The organism is Microbacterium sp. Root322, assembly GCF_001425645.1.
Lineage (GTDB): Bacteria > Actinomycetota > Actinomycetes > Actinomycetales > Microbacteriaceae > Microbacterium > Microbacterium maritypicum.
Window position 1 is genome coordinate 136433 of the sequence record NZ_LMCS01000002.1, and the last position, 17553, is coordinate 153985.

The window sequence follows — 17553 nt, forward strand, 5'->3', positions numbered from 1 at the left end:
CGGCGTCAGAACTGCACGCGCGGCGGTTCGGAGATCGCGCTGCTGTCGGCGACCTCGAAGAACTCCCGCTCGGAGAAACCCAGTCCCTTGGCGAACAGGTTGTTGGGGAAGACCTTGATCTTGGTGTTCAGCTCGCGCACGCCGCCGTTGTAGAAGCGGCGCGCCGCCTGGACCTTGTCCTCGGTGTCGACCAGTGCCTGCTGCACCTGGAGGAAGTTCGTGCTCGCCTGCAACTGCGGGTAGGCCTCGGCGACCGCGAAGAGGCTCCGCAACGCCTGCTGCAGGTGCCCCTCGGCGATGCCCGCCTCGCCCGGCCCTCCGGCTGACAGGGTCTCAGCACGCGCCCGCGTGACGTTCTCGAAGACGGCCTTCTCGTGGGAGGCGTAGCCCTTCACCGTCTCGATGAGGTTCGGGATGAGGTCGGCTCGTCGCTTCAACTGCACCGTGATGCCGCTCCACGCCTCATCGACGCGGACGTTCAGCTGCACCAGCGAGTTGTACGTGGCCCACAGATAGATGCCGACGAGCAGGATCACTCCGACAACGATCAGTACCGGCACGAGCCATTCCATCAGAGCCCCACCCTTCCTCGTGTTTCTCTCATCCTAGACGCGCAGTCTGCACGTGGACTGGGCGCGCGCGGGCGTCCCTGCGTCCCTATCAGCTGCCGAGGACCCGCTCGAGGTAGCGGTTGCCGAAACGACGCTCCGGGTCGAGGCGATCGCGCAATGCGACGAAGTCGTCGAAGCGCGGGTATCGATCCCGGAGGGTCTGCGCCGTGAGCGTGTGGAGCTTGCCCCAGTGCGGGCGCCCGCCGAACTCGTGCATGATCTCCTCCACGGCGCCGAAGTACTCCGTGGGGTCGGCCCGCCAGTAGCGGTGCACGGCGATGTACGCGCTCGCGCGTCCGTGAGCCGTCGACAGCCAGCGGTCGTCGGACGCGGCGAAGCGCACCTCGATCGGGAACTCGATCGTCCATCCGCGCCGCGCGATCAGCGCCTGCACCGCTTCGAAGGCCGGCACGACGTTCTCGACGGGGATCGCGTACTCCATCTCCCGGAATCGCACGGTCCTGCTCTGGATGAGCACCCGGTGCGAGAGTTCGGTGTACTCGCGATCTCCGGTGAGCCTGACCGCGAGCCGGCTGAAGGACGGAGTGATCGCCGGAATGACCTGACCCGCAGCGCACGCCACGCGATACACCCCGTTCGAGAGCAGGGTCTCATCGATCCACCGCCCGACCACCGGGAGCGGCTTGCGCACCGTCGCCTCCGGCAGCCGCGTCTGGCGCTTGGTCAGCGCGATATCCGTGTGGGGGAACCAATAGAACTCGAAGTGGTCGGATGCGGCGACACGCTCGTCGAGGGTGGCGAGCACCTCCTCCAGGGGCACCGGCTCGTCGATCGCGTGCATGACGAACGCCGGCACGCACTGCAGGGTCACCTCGACGATGAGGCCGAGGGCGCCGAGTCCGAGAGCCACAGCGGGCAGCAGCTCGCTCTCGTGCTCCTGGTCGATGCGGAGGAACTCGCCGGCGGCCGTGACCATGGTGACGCCGACGACCTGGGTCGCGAGGCCACCGTACTCGGCACCGGTGCCGTGGGTTCCGGTCGAGATCGCGCCGGCGATCGACTGACGATCGATGTCGCCCAGGTTCTCCATCGCGAGTCCATACGGGGCGAGAAGTCCGGGGATACGGTGCAGCCGGGTGCCGGCGAGCAGGGTCACGCGTCCCGTCGCGGCGTCCGCCGAGACGAGTCCCTGCAGGTCGTCGAGCTCAAGCAGGACGCCCGGGGCGACCGCGATGCCCGTGAAGCTGTGGCCGGCGCCGACGGCCTTCACCGGAAGACCCTGCTTCACCGCGGCGACCACCGCCCGCTGCACACCCTCGGGGCTGCGCGGACGCTCCACGCGTACGGGTCGCACCGAGGCCGAGCGAGCCCAGTTCTGCCAGGTGCCGCCGATTCTCGTCACAGGAAGGCCTTTCCCTCGCCGCGGTAGGTCGGCAGCTCATCGATGATCTCGTCGCCCGAGACCAGGTGATAGCTCTCGATGCGCTCGGCCGGCTCGCCGCTCTTGGCATGCCGGAACCAGACTCGGTCGCCCACGCCCAGCGATGTCGCCGCCGGGCCCTGCAGGGGCGTCTGCACCTCACCGGCAGCTTCACGGGAGAGGGTGTGGAGCCCTTGTGGCCAGACGGGACGCGGTTGACGCGAGGCCACCGCGGGGCCGGAGGCGATCCATCCTCCGCCGAGCACCGTGGCGATATCGACGGCCGGGCGCCGCACCACGTCGAACGCGAATGCGGACGCCGGAGCGGGGCGGAACGAACGATACCCGTCGAACAGATGGCCGCCGAGGAGCCCGCTTCCTGCGCTCGCCTCACTGAGCGACTCATCGCTTCCGGTGAACTCGAGCGACCCCGTTCCTCCGCCGTTGAGGATCTCCAGCGGCGTGATCTCTCCGACCGCGGCGACGATGGCCGCCCGGCGCTCGCGCAGCTCGTTCCGTGAGCGCGACTGCACCATCCGGATCAGCGGGGCATCGGGGCCGGCATCGTCCCCCTGTCCCGCGATCTGCGCGTCGTACATCTGCAGTCCGACGAGCCGGAATCCCGGGCGGGCGACGACCTTGCGAGCGAAGGCGGCGACCTCTCCCGCGTTGAACAGCGCCGAACGGCGCACGCCGATGTGGCCGAGGAGTGAGGAGCGCCAGGAGGCATCGACGTCGATCGCGACACGGATCTCCGGCCGCGAACCGGGCCCTGCGACGCTGTCGATCAGGTCGAGGTGCACGAGGTCGTCGATCATCAGCGTGATGCGCTGAGCGGCCTGCTCGTCGGCGAAAAGCCGTGCCAGACCCGCACGGTCGACCGTGGGATAGCCGAGCATGATGTCGTCATGGGTCTCGGCGAGCCAGAGCGCCTCCTCGAGCGTGAACGCGAGGATGCCGCGGAACCCCGGGAGCTTCAGCACGGCATCGAGCACGGACCGTACCCGTACCGATTTCGAGGCGACCCGGATCGGCAGCCCGCCTGCCCGCACCAGAAGGTCCATCGCGTTGTAGCGGAGCGCCTCCCTGTCGATCACCGCCACCGGCGCGGGAAGATGCCCCGTCGCGGCGGACAGGCGCGGCCAGTAGCGGGCCGGGTCCTCCCATTCGGGGGCGACCGCAGGCGCGCCGTGGGCGGGGCTCAGTTCGTCGATGAGGTCGAGCACTCCCCCACACTAAGGCCTCCCCGGACTGCGGATCACCCCCGAAGGCACCGCGTCGCATCCGGTCACGCAGATAGGCTGGCGAGGAGGCCCCCGTAGCCCAATGGCAGAGGCAGGCGACTTAAAATCGCTTCAGTCTGGGTTCGAGTCCCAGCGGGGGCACATCCTCGCTCAGTCCTCCGCCGGCGCGACCGTCTTCCGCTCGCCTGCCGCCTCGCGAATGCGACGCACGACCAGGACGACCAGTGCGATCGCGATGGCCGAGTACACGGCGTAGTCGAGGTACCCGAGGTACTGCTCCAGCTTCTCGTGCTGCGTGCCCAGCGCCGCTCCGACTCCGAGGAGAAGAGCATTCCAGAGCCCGCTGCCGATGATGGTGTAGATGCTGAACGTCACGAGGTTCATGCGGGAGGCCCCGGCCGGAATCGAGATCAGGCTGCGCACGCCGGGTACCATCCGTCCCACCAGCACGGTCCAGCCGCCGCTGCGCACGAACCACTCCGATCCGCGTTCGAGATCGGAGCGGCTCACCAGCTTGGTGGCCGCGAGCATCCGCACCGCGCGATCCATCCCGATGGCCGCGCCGAGCCCGTACAGCAGCAACGCACCCAGCCAGGACGCGAGCGTGCTCCAGAAGATCAGCCACCCCAGGTTCAGAGAGCCGCTCTGGCTCAGGTACCCCGCGAAGGGAAGGATCACCTCGCTCGGGATCGGCGGCACCAGGACCTCGAGGAAGACCAGCACGCCCACGCCGATGTCTCCCAGCGCAGTGAGGACATCGGCCGCGAATCCGGTGAGCCCGGTGAAGCCGTGATCGGCAGCAGCAGTGAGAGCCATCTGCGGTCAGCGCCCGAAGATGTCGCCGATACCGGGGATGCCGAGGTTGCCGAGCTGCTCGCCCCAGCCGCTCGCCGCCTCTCCCAGCCCCGACATCGTCTCGCCCGCGGAGCCCATCAGATCGCCCGCACCCCCGGCGAGGGACTCGACGTCGATACCGGCGGCGAGGGACTCGACATCGATGCCCTCTGCCAACGCGCCGAAGTCGACGCCGATGTTCGCGGCCTGCTCCAGAAGAGGACCCGCCACCGTGCTGAGCACCGCACCCCCGGCCACCACACCGAGCAGTCCGACCGCCGCGCCACCAGCGACGACCGCGGCACCGCCGACACCCGCACCGCGCACGCGCGACAGCAGACCGCGCATCCGCCCCGGGTTCATGGCCTCGGCACGTCCGGCGGCGCGAGCGAGGTCATCCGGCGACGACGACCGCGGACGCTCGCCCGGCTCGAGTTCCTGTCGCATGCGGGCTTCGACGAGCGAGCGCTGCTCAGGGGTCAGGCGCGCGAACGCCTCGCGGTGGATCTGCTCGACGCGCTGCGGATCCGCCGTCTGCAGCAGGTAGTCGTAGCGGGCGATGGCCGCACGGTCGGCATCGGTCATGGCCTGCGAGGCCCGAGAGGCTCCGGGCACCGGCGGTGCGTAGGGGTCGGCGGCAGACGGTGCGGAGCTCGTGGAGCGGGGCCGCTCGCGTGACGCGGCGGGCGGCGTGTACGGGTCGGCCGCCACCGGACGGTTCTGGCTCGGCTGTCGCTCCGGGTCGCCCTGCCCTCGAACGGCGTCGACGGCGCCACGGAGCATGCCGCCCCAATCCGTCGACCGGGACCCGTCCTGCGCGCGTGATCCGTCAGCCGTGTGACCGTTGCGCGCCGAACCGGCGTTCTTCTCGAGCGCCTCGGATGCCATGCCGATCAGTCGGGAGAGCTTTCCCATGGGTGGTCCCTTTCGTGGTGCGGACCGCCCAGGATCCACCACGTCAGGACGACGGCAGGGTCTCTCGGCAGCCCGCGATGCGGGTGCCAAGGTCTCCTCCACCCTCACGGGCCGGCGGGCCGGAGCACGATCTCGTGCTCGTAATGACGACGTCGCCGCATTCGGGAGTACTCCCCTTGCCTGCGCGACGATACCGGCTGTACCTGTGCACCGCCTCGGAGACGCTCCGCAGAAACGACGATCGGCCCCGGCGCAGAGCGCACAGGGCCGATCGTCGTACTCGAGAGTCAGTTACTTGGCTGCAGCCTCGGCCGGCTCGGGAGCCTTCTCGGCGACAGGCTTCTTCGCGGCAGGCTTCTTCACCGCGGGCTTCTTCGCAGCCGGCTTCTTCGCAGCGGGCTTCTCCGATGCCTCGGCCGATGCCGCCGGAGCAGCGTCCGCCACGGGAGCGGCGGGAGCGGCCGGACGCGGGCGCGCGGCGAACTCCTCGAAGACGTAACGCGGGTTCTGCACGGTCTCGAGGTTCACCAGGTCGCGGCCGAGCCACAGGTTGTTCCACCAGCCCCAGATGACGCGGAACTTGCGCTCCCACGTCGGCATCGCGAGACCGTGGTAGCCGCGGTGCGCGACCCAGGCCACGAAGCCCTTGAGAGCGATCTTGCCGGACTGGAAGACACCGTTGTACAAGCCGAGCCCTGCGACAGCGCCCAGGTTCTTGTGGAGGTACTCCTTGGGGTTCTCCCCACGCAGCACGGCGACGAGGTTCTTCGCGAGCAGCTTCGCCTGGCGAACCGCGTGCTGGGCGTTCGGCACGCAGAAGCCGCCGACGCCACCGCCCGAGAGGTCGGGGACAGCGGACACGTCTCCGGCTGCCCACGCGCCCTCGACGAAGGCCTCGGGGGTTCCGACGCGCAGGTCGGCGCGGGTCTGGATGCGACCGCGCTCCTCGACGGGCAGGTCGCCGCCGCGTACGACGGTCGGGTTGGCCATGACACCGGCGGTCCACACGATGACGTCGGTCGGGATGACCTCGCCGGTGGAGAGCTCGACGTTGCCGTCGACCGCGCTCGTCAGCTGCGTGTCGAGGTGCACGTTGGCGCCGCGCTTGGCGAGGTCCTTGAGCACCCACTCGCTGGTCTGCAGCGAGACCTCGGGCATGATGCGGCCCATCGCCTCGATGAGGTGGAAGTGGGTGTCTTCGAAGCTGATCTGCGGGTACTTGCCCACCAGCGCGGACGCCAGGGAACGCAGCTCGGCGAACACCTCGATACCCGCGAAGCCACCACCGACGACGACGACGGTCAGCAGACGGTCGCGCTCGGGGCCGGCGGGAAGCGAGGCGGCCTTATCGAAGTTCGACATGACCTTGTCGCGGATCGCGACGGCCTCTTCGATCGTCTTCAGCCCGATCGCGTTGTCGGCGATCCCGGGGATCGGGAAGGTGCGCGAGACGGCACCGGCCGTGACGACGATCTGGTCGTACGCGAACTCGTACGGCTCGCCGACGGGCGGCGTAATCGTCGCGACCTTCTGTGCGTGGTTGATGTTCGTCACCTTGGCGGTGAGGACGTTGGTGCGCTTGAGGTGACGGCGGTGCGCGACCACCGAGTGCCTGGCTTCGATCGAGCCGGCGGCGACCTCGGGGAGGAACGGCTGGTACGTCATGTACGGCAGCGGGTCGACCATGGTGACGTCGGCCTCACCCTTGCGCAGGTGCTTCTCGAGCTTCCACGCGGTGTAGAAACCCGCGTACCCTCCGCCGACGATCAGGATCTTGGGCACAGTGCTGTTCTGAGGCACAGAAGAACTACTCCTCGGAGTCGGGGGTGTGGCGTACGGAAATGCGCGCCGATCGGATGCGCCGGGCAGCTGCGGTGACGCCAAGCGCTACCAGGATACCAGGGACCGTGAGCGCAATGAGCGGCAGGGTACCGTAGCGCAATGAATCCGCGCTGGGAAGCAACGGTGAACCGGCTTCGGTGGGCGCATCGGGCGCGGGGAGAGGCGGGACGGCGACGGGTGTCACCGTCGGAACCGGCTGCGGCTCCGTCTCCGCGCGACGGAACACGCGGATCCACTCGGCGAGGTCTCCCATGGGGTTCTCGCTCACCGCAGGGAGGTTCGCGGAGATCGCCGCTGCGGCATCCACCAGCCCGTATCCGTAAAGGGGATCCTGGGGTTTGACCGCATCAGGGACGGGGATCGCGGTCTTGATGATGCGGTTGATGACGTCGATCGCCTTGATGTCGGGGTGCGCCGAGCGGATCAGCGCTGCGACTCCCGCGACGATGGGCGCCGCACCACTGGTTCCGCGCCACGGCACGACCGTGCCGTCTGCGGAGACGCCGATGAGCCCCTCGCTGGGCGCGGAGATCCCGATCGTGATGCCCTGGGTCGACGCCTCGATGCTCGCCATGCCGGTCTGGTCGACGCCACCGACCGTGAGCACACCGGGAATGGTCGCCGGGGCGCCGATGATGTTCGTCCCACTCCCCCTATTGCCGGCGGCGACGACGACCACCACGTCATGCTCGAAGGCATACAGGAACGCGTCGTCCCAGCTCTTGTCCCAATCGAGCGTGTTCGTCGTGAACGAGAGGTTGATGATGTCGGCACCGTTGTCGACGGCCCAGCGCATGCCCTTCGCCACCTGCTCGGTGAACGGAACGGCGGCGGCCGCGCTGAACCCCACCGAGATCGAGAGCAGGTTGGCTTCCGGCGCCACGCCGATCATGCCGGTGCCGTCGGGCGCACCGCGACCGGCAGCCAGCGAAGCCACCCAGGAGCCGTGATTGCCATCGACGGCGCCCAGGGGCGTACGCCCGTCCGGAGTGCCTGACCCCGAGACATCGGTGCCACCCACCACAGCGTCGCCGAAGACCGAGGGCACCTTGCCGATGCCGGTGTCGATCACCGCGATGGTGACGCCTTTGCCACGAGTGGTCTGCCAGGCCTCGCGGATCCGCGCCCCGTCGAGCCAGTACTCCGAAGCCCGCACCGGGTCGGCAGGGTCGTCGGGGATCGGGGCCGGAGTCGGTGCGACGCCGAGGAGCAGCACCGTCGCCGCCACCACCACGATGGCGGCAGCGCTGCGCAGCGTCCGGCGTGCGGTCATACCGCGGAAGCCGCCTCATCGCGCAGGGCGGCGCCGGGGTCTTCACAACGGCAGACCGAAGGCGACCAGGAGGATCGAGCGAGTGCGGCGTCGCCGATCGGGTTGACTCCCGGGCCTGCGGCCAGGGCATGCCCGGCCAGAGCATGCAGGCATTTGACGCGCGTGGGCATTCCCCCGGCGGAGATGCCGTCGATCTCGGAGACCTCGCCGAACTGCCTCCGGTCAGCGAGGTAGGCCTCGTGGGCTGCGAGATACGCCGACGCCACTGCCTCGTCGTCGACGAGAAGCGCCGCGAGCTCCGGCATCACCTGGGTCGCCTCGAGCGTCGACATCGCCGCCGTCGCCGCGGGGTGGGTCAGGTAGTAGAACGTCGGGAACGGCGTACCGTCCGGCAGACGCGGTGTGGTGGCGACCACCGTCGGGTTGCCGCACGCGCAACGGGCCGCGATGCCCACCACACCTCGGGCGGAACGACCGAGCTGGGCCGATACGACGGCGAGCTCGGCGGGCGTGGGGGCAGGGAACGGCGGCGTGGTCACCTCACCAGCGTAGGGGAGCCGCCGGGGAAGTTGCTCGACGGGACGGTCAGGGAGCGACGGCGGCCGTATCGCTGAGGCCGGTCGAGACGATGGTGCGCAGCAACTGCGGCATCCAGTCCGTCGGCTTCTCGACGATCGTGTCGCTCACGGGCTCCTGCTCCCGCGGAAGGGCCGCGGGATCGAGGTCGTTGTCGATCAGATACACGACCTCTCCGGGCTTGACGTAGTAGAGGCGCTCGCGGGCCTGCGTCGTGATGTACACGGGGTCGTTCCAGCGCTCACGTTCGGCGACGAGGGAGGCGATCTCGTCTTCGCTCACCTTCACCGACGCTTCGAGGGCCGCGATCTTCTGACGTTGATCGATGAAGGTCCCAAGCGTGGGCACGAGCACCCAGGCACCCAGCACCACCAGCGAGAGCATGATGACAGAGAAGGCCGAGAGGCGGATGCCGGACGCCCACTCGCGGACGTCGACGCGAGGCGCCTCACCCCGGCTCCTGCTCGATGAGCGCGGTGCGGACGACGATGCGGCGGGCGTGGCCGTCTTCTTCGACTTCATCGTGCCGGCGGGTCGCGGCGTCTGCGGTCCCGGAGACGCCGAAGGAGGAGCCGGTCGTCGTGCCACGGCTCCTCCTTCGTCGTGCCGCTTCAGCGGCGGTGTTCACCGCCGAGACGGCGGCTTCTTCGGTGTATCGGTGCGCTCAGGCCTGGTAGCGCGGGAACGCGGAACGGCTGGCGAAGACCGCGGCGTCGCCGAGCTCTTCCTCGATGCGCAGCAGCTGGTTGTACTTCGCGACGCGCTCGCTGCGAGCAGGAGCACCTGCCTTGATCTGTCCGGCGTTGGTCGCGACGACCAGGTCGGCGATCGTGGTGTCTTCGGTCTCACCCGAACGGTGCGAGAGCATCGCCGTGTAACCGGAGCGCTGAGCGAGGCTGACCGCGTCGAACGTCTCGGTGAGCGTGCCGATCTGGTTGACCTTGACGAGCAGCGAGTTCGCGACGCCGCGCTTGATGCCGTCGGCGAGACGCTGCGGGTTGGTGACGAACAGGTCGTCGCCGACCAGCTGCACCTTGCTGCCGAGTGCGTCGGTCAGGTGCTTCCAGTTGTCCCAGTCGTCTTCGGCGAGAGCATCTTCGATCGTGACGATCGGGAAGTCGTTGACGAGTCCGACGTAGTACTCGGTGAGCGCCGCGGCGTCCCAGTCCTTGTTGTCGAGACGGTAGACGCCGTCCTTGAAGAACTCGGTCGCGGCGACGTCGAGGCCGAGCGCGATGTCGGTGCCAGGCGTGAAGCCGGCTTTCTCGATCGCCTTCACCAGGAAGTCCAGTCCCTCGCGGTTGCTGGGCAGGTCGGGAGCGAAGCCGCCCTCGTCGCCGAGGCCGGTCGCGTAGCCGGCGGCCTTCAGCTCTGCACGCAGCACGTGGTAGGTCTCGACTCCCCAGCGGAGCGCCTCGGAGTAGGTCTCCGCACCGATCGGGGCGAGGAAGAACTCCTGCATGTCGATGCCGTTGTCGGCGTGCTCGCCACCGTTGATGACGTTGAACAGCGGAACGGGCAGCACGTGCGCGTTCGGGCCGCCCAGGTAGCGGAAGAGCGGGAGGTCGGCCGAGTCGGCCGCTGCCTTCGCGACGGCGAGGCTGACGCCGAGGATGGCGTTGGCTCCGACGCGCTTCTTGTTCTCGGTGCCGTCGACCTCGATCAGGATCTCGTCGACGATGCGCTGCTCGCTCGCCTCGACACCTTCGATCGCCGGTCCGAGCTCGTCGATGATGGCCTCGACGGCCTTGAGCACGCCCTTGCCGCCGTAACGGCTCTTGTCTCCGTCGCGGAGCTCGTACGCCTCGAACGCGCCCGTGGATGCGCCGGACGGCACGGCCGCCCGCTGCACGATGCCGTCGTCGAGGAGGACCTCCACCTCAACGGTCGGGTTTCCGCGCGAGTCGAGAATCTCGCGTGCGCCTACAGCCTCGATCAGTGCCACTGATGTGCTCCTTGCTCAGGGGGAAAACGTTGTGTGGAGCGTCGTCGATCCGCGCTCAGTCTAGCCCGGCCCTCCGACAGGGTCAGGGACCCGACCGACGGGTTCGCGCGCACGCTCCCGCCGCCGCCGACATCAGACGACCACGGCGATGGCGAAGCCGTCCCAGCCCTTCGCGCCGACGGTCTGCAGGGCCGTGGCGTCGAATCGCGGGTCCTCCCCCAGCATCCGCAGTCCCTCACGGGTGCCGACGACCTTGGGGTCGGTGCTGTCATCGCGGACGATCTCGCCCTCACGCCCGATGTTGTCGAGCACGACCACGGTGCCGGGGTGGCCGAGCTTCGCCGCCCAGTCGAGGTAGATCGTGTTCGACTCCTTGTCGGCGTCGATGAACACCAGGTCGAACCCGCCGACCAGGGTGGGGAGCACGTCCACTCCCCTACCCACGCGGATGTCGACACGATCACCGACGCCCGCGGCATCGATGCTGGCGCGGGCGATCGCCGCGTTGTCCGACTCCGCCTCGATCGTCACGACGCGCCCTCCGGGGCCGACGGCCCGCGCGAGCCAGATCGTGGAATAGCCGCCGAGCGTGCCGACCTCCAGCACCCGCCGCGCTCCGCTGATGCGGACCAGGAGGTTCAGCAGCTTGCCGGCGACAGGAGCCACCTCGATCTCGGGCAGGCCCGCCTCGCGCTGCGCGCTGAGCGCCGACTCCAGATCCGCATCGGGTCCGACCAGCAGATCGGAGAGGAAGGCGTCGGCTTCGGACCAGGCGGTGGGGGTGGAATCCATGGCCTCAGCCAACCCCCGCCGCTGCCGTCCGTCAAGACCGCGGTGCGGAGAGCAGGCGCCCCGGAGCATCGGCGAGCTCGGGCTGGGCGCGGAACTGCCCGGTCAGCACCAGCACGACCGTGAGGAGGGCGAGGACGATCCACGTCGCCACGCCGAGTGGTCCGGCCAGGGCCATGTCGGGCTGCGTCGCGGCGACGATGAGGACGAGCCCCGCCGCGGCGTTCAGCGAGCCGTGCGCGATGACCGCCGGCCACACGGATGCCGAACGCAGGCGCAGCCAACCGAGCAGAATGCCCCAGGCCACGCATCCGCCGATCATGAGCAGCACGCCGGTGAGGTCGGTGCGCCCGAAGTTGTAGCCGAGAAGGATGACCGGGCTGTGCCATGCACCCCAGATCACCCCGCTGAGGATCAGGGCCGGCCAGGTGCCGAGCGGGCGCAGCGCCGGAAGCAGCCAGCCGCGCCAGCCGAGCTCCTCGCCGAAAGCGAAGAGGCTGTTGAACAGCCCGCCGACGGGGATCGTCGCGAGCTGTGCGAACACGATGACCTGGACAGGAGGCAGCGGCGTGCCGGCCGGGACGGCCTTCTCGAGTTCGGCGGCGAAAGCCGCGAACGTCAGATCGAGCTGCACGAAGCCGAGCGCGGCGGAAAGCAGGATGCCCAGACCCACCAGCAGCGGCGGAACGAGCCAGCCGGCGACCATGAGCCAGATCACCCGCTTCGCCGGCCGCATCGGCCACAGTCCGAGGAACCGTGCACGCTGGCCGCGCGCGGGGACGCGCATCACGAACGTCACGACGAGGGCTGCCACCGCGGGTGTGAACATCATCACCGGCAGCAGGAGGACCGAGATCGGCTCAGCGAGACCGTCGCCCAGCCACAACGGCAACGCCACCAGCCAGGCGAGGGCGAAGGAGACCGCCACGAAGGCGATCACCGCGGTCCACGGCACGCGGCGCGTGTGCAGGGCCTGATGGTTCATGAGGTCGCCTTTCCGGAGTCGGTCGAGGAGGTGCCGGGTGTTCGTGAGCGGTCGACATAGGCCTGCAGCAGCGCCGCGGCTTCTTCCGCGCCGTCGATCGTCACGATGAACGGCCGTCTGTCACGGCGGGAGACCTCGATCGCCGAACCGCGCCGCATGACGATGCCGGACCGTCCGTCGACGCTGATGCGCCACCCCCAGCCGCCGAACTCGGCGAACGGCGAGATCTCGACGGCGCGCACAGACTCGATCTCGTCGAGCGGGATGCGGATACGCGGCCACCTCAGCAGGGCCCGCGCCGAGAAGCCCTCCGGCGTGACCTTGACGCGGAAGGAGGCTGTCGCCGCCAGCGCGAGGCCCACGACGAGCACCACCACGGCGACGATCCAGCCACCCTCGACACCGGTGCCGAGCATGAACGCACCGAGCGCGACCAGGCCGAGGAGCACGAAGAACAGGAACGCGAGCGCGCCGCGTGGCATGGTCGTCGTGGCGACCCACACGACGCGTTCTCCCTCCGCCACGTTCACGGCATACCGTGGCTCCAGCGTGCGCCCCCGTTCGGGGCGGACGCGGGGCTGCACGGCCCAGGCGATGCCGCCGACAGCCACGAGTCCGGCGAAGGCCAGCGCGAAGGTCTCGCCGATGCCCGGCACGTCGGAGACATCGGTGAGGTCGCGCTGGAGCGCGAGGGATCCGAGACTCAGGATCGCCGCCAGCGCGGCCATGCCCGCGGCGAGCGCGCCCATCAGGCGGGCAGTGCCGCCCCAGTGCGCACCGGCGGAAGCGAGCGTCGCGACCGCCATCAGCACCGGCAGCCCGAGCCCGAGCGCGATGAGGAGCCAGAGGTACGTGTACGGCGCCCCGAATCCGTCGGCACCGCTCGGGCCCCAATGGGTCGCGACCTGAGCCGGCAGCGTGGGCAACCAGGTGAGGAGGATCACGACGGCGACGGCGGTGATCACGGTCGGCACGATCACCGCGACGAGGAAGAAGGCCACTCGTGCGCGTCGCAGCAGTTGCGGCGGGGTACGGGTGAGGTCGTGGGTGGCGTCACGATGGGTCATGGCGAATCCTCCTCGTGGTTCTCGATCGGGTCCATGCCGGTGCGGGCGTCACGGTGCGCATGGACGATGCCGGCGAGCGTGTCGGCGGAGACGCCGAGTGCCGCGGCACGGCGCACCAGATCGTCGATGTCGTTGGCGAGTTCTGCGAGCGGCGCGGCCGAGGCCGCGATCACCGCTCCCCTGCCGCGACGCAGATCGACCAGGCCCTCGTCACGCAGTCGCTGGTAGGCGTGCAGCACGGTGTGCTGGTTGATGTCGAGCGCTTCGGCGACATCGCGTGCCGCGGGAAGGCGATCGCCCGGAGCGAGGACCCCGGTGAGGATGTCGGAGCGGATGGAGGCCGCGACCTGGTCGTACAGCGCGCGGGGGCTGTCGGTATCGACACGGATGAGCATCCGATCCTCCTCTCCTGGAATCGCTACTTATTCTATACGAACTATAACAACTGTGACAACCCTCCAGACGTCTTGGTCGCTCTCTGCTCGTTCCTCCACACTGGCGTGATGCGCATCACTCCCCGCCGTCTCGCGATCGGCATGAGCCTGTGGATCCCCAACCTCTTCAGCGGCATCCGCATCCGCCGCTTCAGTGAGGATTGGACCCACGCCACGGTCGAACTCCACGTGAACGTCTTCACCCGCAACTACGTCAAGACCGCGTTCGGTGGGTCGATGTCGGCGATGACCGACCCGTACTTCTTCATGCTGGTGATGCACCAGCTCGGACGCGATCACGTCGTGTGGGACACCCGCGGCGAGATCGAGTTCCTCAAGCCCGGCCGTGGCGTGCTCACTGCCGAGTTCGAGGTGTCGAAGGAGAAGGCCGAGGAGATCCGTGAGCGCGCACGCGGCGGAGCCAAGGTGCTCGAGTGGTTCGAGACGGTCATCACCGACAGGGAGGGCGACGTCGTCGCGAAGGTACGCCGCGAGGTCTACATCCGGGAGAAGAAGCGGGTCACGGCTTCCCAGGGCTGACCGCGAGCGTCGACGACCTCGCGATCAGAGTGGGGGCGAGCCGGAGGGTGCGGTGAGCGGTCGATGCCCCCGACACCAGACCGAGGACGAGTTCGAGAGCCGCGTGCCCGCTCTCCTCGAACGGCTGTCGCACGGTCGTGAGATCGAGCGCCTCGGCGACCTCGCCGTCGTCGTAGCCGACGACCGCGAGCGGGGCGGTGCCGGGATCCGCTCGTAGCGCCGCGAGCACCTCGACAGCGAACTGGTCGTGGTTCGCGACGATCGCCGTCGCACCCGCGACTCGGGCCGCAGCGATCACCCGGCCATCGACCGCGGAGGGCTCGGCGACGGCGAGATCGGTCATCGCCAGATGCTGGGTCAGCCCCTCGATACGGAGCATCCCCGCCGACACGTAGGCCGGCGAGCGCTGCGGCTCGTGCACGAAGAGGACGCGGCGATGCCCCAGCTCGGCGAGGTGGCGCCCGATCTGCGCACCACCGTCGCGATCGTCGACGAGGACGACCGGACCGTCCACGTCCGACCGCGTCGGCACCACGTCGACGTAGACGACCGGGATGCGCGCCGCCCTGCTCGCCCGGCGTGCGGCCCCGCCCAGCGGAACCCCCATCACCACGAGCCCGTTGGCATCCGTGCGCGTGGGCAGGACGTCGAGCAGCGGCTCGTCGGCAGCCGCGGCGGAATCGAGGTCGTACGGGATGATGTCCACCGCCGCGTCCCTCGCCCGACGGAGCATGCCGGACAGGCGGCGCAGGTACGAGGGGTAGGTGGTGAACGGTGCGGCGACCGCGATGCGCGCGGCTCCGACACGTCGACCCTGTGCCATCCGGTACCCGAGCGCTGTGGCCGCGGCGACGATGCGCTCGCGGGTCGCGGGTCGCACCCGATGCGGGGCGCTCACCGCCAGCGACACGGTGGAGATGCTCACTCCGGCGCGCTCCGCGACGTCGTAGATGGTGACCCGTCCCGGTCGTGCACGCATGGTCGGACTTCCTTCTTCATCGAAGTTCTTCGATTGCCCAGACTAGGTCGGAACCCGCACGATCGGAACCCGTCGGTGCGGAACTCGTCGAAGGAGATGACCGATGCCGACACCCCGGTCCCGATTCCAGCGTCCGACGCTCGACAGCGCGGTCGCTGCGTGGGAGGAGCGAGTCGCCCCGCTGCTCGAAGACGAACCCGCAGACCCCGCAGGACGACGCCGAGTCGCTGCGCGCAACGACGACACCGTGAGCGCCGCGCTCGGGATCACGCCGCTCCCGACGGCCTCGGAAGAGCGCACGGTTCCGGTCGACGGACATCCCGACGTGCGCGTCCGCGTGTACTGGCCCGGCGAGGAGCGCGCGCCGGCGGGATCGGGTCTTCCTGTGCTGGTCTACTTCTACGGCGGAGGATTCACGATCGCCGGGATCGACTGGGTCTCCTGGGACGCCCGCTTCCGTGTGAGAGCGCGGGATGCGGGGATCGTCATCGTCGCGGCCGACTACGCCCACGCACCAGAGCAGCGATTCCCCGCGCAACCGGAGCAGTGCTGGTCGGCCTTCGAATGGACCCGCGCCCACGCAGAGGAGCTGGGGGCGTCGCCGGAGCGGATGGCCGTGGGCGGAGCATCGTCGGGAGGCGACCTCGCCGCGGCCGTGACGCTCATGAACCGCGATCGCTCAGCGCATCCGATAGTCCTGCAGTTGCTGGAGACCCCTGCGCTGGATCTGACCATGGGGCACGCCGACATGCGCGGCATCGATGCGCGCATGCCGGGAGTGATCGTGCGCGCGGCCGGCCGCACCCTGGTGCGGCAGTACCTCGGAGAAGACTCCGCAGTCGCCCGCCTCCCCTACGCCTCACCGCTGCGGGCCACGTCGCACGAGCGGCTCCCCCCAGCACTCATCCTCACCTCCGAGCTCGATCCCCTGCGCGGTGACGGAGAGGCCTACGCCCGAGCGCTCTCCGCGGCAGGTGTTCCCGTGACCGCGACGCGCTTCATCGGGCAGACGCACGGCTCGCTCGGCTCGACCGGATACGTGCCCGCCGCAGACGTCGCGCACCGTCTCGTCGTCTCCGAGCTGCGCACGCTGCACGCGAGAGGGGCGGCATGAGCGACCACGAGTACCGCCGGCCGCCGTTGAGTGCCGAGATCCTGGAGTGGATCCAGCGCATCCGCGAGCTCTCCGCGACCCTTCCCGACCTCGAGTCCCCCGAGCCGGGAGCACGACGCCGGGCGCAGCGGGAGTTGAGCGACCTCCTGGCGGTGGAGTTCACCGAGGCGGTTCCCGCAGGCGTGCTGATCGACGACCTCGTGGTCGCCGGTGGGACGGGTCCGCTGCGTGCGCGTCGATTCCGACCAGGGTCCTCGACCGGTGCACTGCCGACGATGTTGTGGCTGCACGGCGGCGGCTGGAGCGGTGGCACGATCGACGAGCTTCTCAACGAGCGCCTGTGCGCTGATCGCTCCCTTCGTTCCGCGGTGCAGATCATCGCACTGGAGTACCGGCTGGCGCCCGAGCATCCCTTCCCGGCTCCGGTCGACGACGCCGTCGCCGCACTCGCCGACATCCGGGAGCGCGCAGACGAGCTGGCGGTCGACGCGCACCGACTCGGCGTCGGCGGCAACTCCGCCGGCGCGACGATAGCGGCCACGACGGGCCTGCGCATGCGCGACGCCGGAACACCCCTGCACCACCAGACGCTCGAAGTGCTCCCCGCGGCGCTGCGGATCGTCGGGGACTCGATGCACCGCCACCTGCGCCCGGCCGACAGGGAAAGCGTCGAACACCTCGCCGAGGCTTATCGCGCTGGAGCTCCCCTCGCAGAGGCCTCTCCGCTGGATGCCATGGATCACCGGCGGCTCGCCCCCGCACTGATCCTCGCCGCCGAGTTCGATCCCCTGAGGGACGGGGCCACCGCCTATGCCGATGCGCTGCGGAAGGCAGGGGTCCCCGTCAGGCTGCGCATCGGACCCGGCCATGATCATGCCTCCCCCGGTCTCACCGGCCGCTGGGAGGGCGCTCGGATGTGGCGCGACGTGGTGGTCGCCGAGCTCGCCGACGCCTACGGCACGACCCCCCTCCCGATCGCCGATCCGGCGCTGACCACCGGTACGCACCGGTGACCACTCCACAC

Annotated in this window: 18 protein-coding genes and 1 tRNA gene; 4 read left to right on the forward strand and 15 right to left on the reverse strand. The window is 69.5% G+C overall.

What is annotated here, in order from left to right:
• Positions 1–5: 5 nt before the first annotated feature.
• The 3 genes from ASC55_RS05485 to ASC55_RS05495 form a co-directional block, all read right to left on the reverse strand.
• On the reverse strand, positions 6–572 hold the full coding sequence (locus ASC55_RS05485; protein WP_017828718.1) for a LemA family protein: 567 nt from the start codon (positions 570–572) through the stop codon (positions 6–8).
• Positions 573–660: 88 nt separating this feature from the next.
• Entirely contained in the window at positions 661–1974 is a 1314-nt protein-coding gene (locus ASC55_RS05490; RefSeq protein ID WP_055873428.1) for a D-arabinono-1,4-lactone oxidase, read from the reverse strand.
• Positions 1971–3218, reverse strand: coding sequence for an alanine racemase (locus ASC55_RS05495; RefSeq protein ID WP_055873432.1), 1248 nt, complete (start codon positions 3216–3218; stop codon positions 1971–1973). Before ASC55_RS05495 ends, ASC55_RS05490 begins: the two co-directional genes overlap by 4 nt.
• Before the next feature lie 86 nt (positions 3219–3304).
• On the opposite strand from ASC55_RS05495, the gene ASC55_RS05500 reads away from it, so the two are divergent.
• Positions 3305–3377 (forward strand) — tRNA-Leu (locus tag ASC55_RS05500).
• A gap of 9 nt (positions 3378–3386) precedes the next feature.
• Here ASC55_RS05500 and ASC55_RS05505 read toward each other — a convergent pair.
• The 11 genes from ASC55_RS05505 to ASC55_RS05555 all read right to left on the reverse strand — a co-directional run bounded on the left by ASC55_RS05505 (position 3387) and on the right by ASC55_RS05555 (position 13857).
• A complete protein-coding gene (locus ASC55_RS05505) occupies positions 3387–4052 on the reverse strand; it encodes a DedA family protein (protein WP_055873437.1) in 666 nt (221 codons plus the stop codon).
• Positions 4053–4058: 6 nt separating this feature from the next.
• Complete coding sequence (locus ASC55_RS05510) at positions 4059–4985, reverse strand: hypothetical protein (protein ID WP_055873440.1); 927 nt, start codon at positions 4983–4985, stop codon at positions 4059–4061.
• Between the two features lie 291 nt (positions 4986–5276).
• Entirely contained in the window at positions 5277–6767 is a 1491-nt protein-coding gene (locus ASC55_RS05515; RefSeq protein ID WP_036322989.1) for an NAD(P)/FAD-dependent oxidoreductase, read from the reverse strand.
• A gap of 25 nt (positions 6768–6792) precedes the next feature.
• Positions 6793–8100, reverse strand: a complete 1308-nt coding sequence (locus ASC55_RS05520) for a S8 family peptidase (protein ID WP_055873442.1) — start codon at positions 8098–8100, stop codon at positions 6793–6795.
• Positions 8097–8639 (reverse strand): DUF501 domain-containing protein, encoded by a 543-nt coding sequence (locus tag ASC55_RS05525; RefSeq protein WP_055864616.1) that lies wholly within the window; start codon positions 8637–8639, stop codon positions 8097–8099. The genes ASC55_RS05520 and ASC55_RS05525 overlap by 4 nt, the downstream gene beginning before the upstream one ends.
• A 46-nt stretch (positions 8640–8685) precedes the next feature.
• Complete coding sequence (locus ASC55_RS05530) at positions 8686–9264, reverse strand: FtsB family cell division protein (protein ID WP_200935145.1); 579 nt, start codon at positions 9262–9264, stop codon at positions 8686–8688.
• Between the two features lie 76 nt (positions 9265–9340).
• Complete coding sequence (gene eno / locus ASC55_RS05535) at positions 9341–10621, reverse strand: phosphopyruvate hydratase (protein WP_055873445.1); 1281 nt, start codon at positions 10619–10621, stop codon at positions 9341–9343.
• Positions 10622–10753: 132 nt separating this feature from the next.
• The gene (locus ASC55_RS05540; RefSeq protein WP_055873448.1) at positions 10754–11413 is read right to left on the reverse strand and encodes an O-methyltransferase; all 660 of its coding nucleotides are present in this window, start codon (positions 11411–11413) and stop codon (positions 10754–10756) included.
• Between the two features lie 31 nt (positions 11414–11444).
• Positions 11445–12395, reverse strand: a complete 951-nt coding sequence (locus ASC55_RS05545) for a CPBP family intramembrane glutamic endopeptidase (protein WP_055873451.1) — start codon at positions 12393–12395, stop codon at positions 11445–11447.
• On the reverse strand, positions 12392–13462 hold the full coding sequence (locus ASC55_RS05550; RefSeq protein WP_055864627.1) for a DUF1648 domain-containing protein: 1071 nt from the start codon (positions 13460–13462) through the stop codon (positions 12392–12394). The genes ASC55_RS05545 and ASC55_RS05550 overlap by 4 nt, the downstream gene beginning before the upstream one ends.
• Positions 13459–13857, reverse strand: a complete 399-nt coding sequence (locus ASC55_RS05555) for a GntR family transcriptional regulator (protein ID WP_055873455.1) — start codon at positions 13855–13857, stop codon at positions 13459–13461. The genes ASC55_RS05550 and ASC55_RS05555 overlap by 4 nt, the downstream gene beginning before the upstream one ends.
• Before the next feature lie 108 nt (positions 13858–13965).
• On the opposite strand from ASC55_RS05555, the gene ASC55_RS05560 reads away from it, so the two are divergent.
• Positions 13966–14436: a PaaI family thioesterase gene (locus tag ASC55_RS05560; protein ID WP_055875935.1), complete on the forward strand. Its 471-nt coding sequence runs from the start codon at positions 13966–13968 to the stop codon at positions 14434–14436.
• On the opposite strand, the gene ASC55_RS05565 is transcribed toward ASC55_RS05560, so the two are convergent.
• Positions 14417–15415 (reverse strand): LacI family DNA-binding transcriptional regulator, encoded by a 999-nt coding sequence (locus ASC55_RS05565; protein WP_055873459.1) that lies wholly within the window; start codon positions 15413–15415, stop codon positions 14417–14419. The two genes, ASC55_RS05560 and ASC55_RS05565, sit on opposite strands and share 20 nt — an antisense overlap.
• 103 nt (positions 15416–15518) lie before the next feature.
• Between ASC55_RS05565 and ASC55_RS05570 the strand changes: the two genes are divergently transcribed.
• Both ASC55_RS05570 and ASC55_RS05575 read left to right on the forward strand, forming a co-directional pair.
• Positions 15519–16529 (forward strand): alpha/beta hydrolase, encoded by a 1011-nt coding sequence (locus tag ASC55_RS05570; protein ID WP_055873462.1) that lies wholly within the window; start codon positions 15519–15521, stop codon positions 16527–16529.
• On the forward strand, positions 16526–17542 hold the full coding sequence (locus ASC55_RS05575; protein ID WP_055873465.1) for an alpha/beta hydrolase: 1017 nt from the start codon (positions 16526–16528) through the stop codon (positions 17540–17542). The genes ASC55_RS05570 and ASC55_RS05575 overlap by 4 nt, the downstream gene beginning before the upstream one ends.
• Positions 17543–17553: the final 11 nt, after the last annotated feature.

Coding starts and splice junctions, on each gene's coding strand:
- ASC55_RS05560 (WP_055875935.1), top strand. CDS start 13,966: ATGCGCATCACTCCCCGCCGTCTCGCGATCGGCATGAGCCTGTGGATC.
- ASC55_RS05520 (WP_055873442.1), bottom strand. CDS start 8,100: ATGACCGCACGCCGGACGCTGCGCAGCGCTGCCGCCATCGTGGTGGTG.
- ASC55_RS05505 (WP_055873437.1), bottom strand. CDS start 4,052: ATGGCTCTCACTGCTGCTGCCGATCACGGCTTCACCGGGCTCACCGGA.
- ASC55_RS05510 (WP_055873440.1), bottom strand. CDS start 4,985: ATGGGAAAGCTCTCCCGACTGATCGGCATGGCATCCGAGGCGCTCGAG.
- ASC55_RS05555 (WP_055873455.1), bottom strand. CDS start 13,857: ATGCTCATCCGTGTCGATACCGACAGCCCCCGCGCGCTGTACGACCAG.
- ASC55_RS05540 (WP_055873448.1), bottom strand. CDS start 11,413: ATGGATTCCACCCCCACCGCCTGGTCCGAAGCCGACGCCTTCCTCTCC.
- ASC55_RS05485 (WP_017828718.1), bottom strand. CDS start 572: ATGGAATGGCTCGTGCCGGTACTGATCGTTGTCGGAGTGATCCTGCTC.
- ASC55_RS05550 (WP_055864627.1), bottom strand. CDS start 13,462: ATGACCCATCGTGACGCCACCCACGACCTCACCCGTACCCCGCCGCAA.
- ASC55_RS05565 (WP_055873459.1), bottom strand. CDS start 15,415: ATGCGTGCACGACCGGGACGGGTCACCATCTACGACGTCGCGGAGCGC.
- ASC55_RS05545 (WP_055873451.1), bottom strand. CDS start 12,395: ATGAACCATCAGGCCCTGCACACGCGCCGCGTGCCGTGGACCGCGGTG.
- ASC55_RS05575 (WP_055873465.1), top strand. CDS start 16,526: ATGAGCGACCACGAGTACCGCCGGCCGCCGTTGAGTGCCGAGATCCTG.
- ASC55_RS05570 (WP_055873462.1), top strand. CDS start 15,519: ATGCCGACACCCCGGTCCCGATTCCAGCGTCCGACGCTCGACAGCGCG.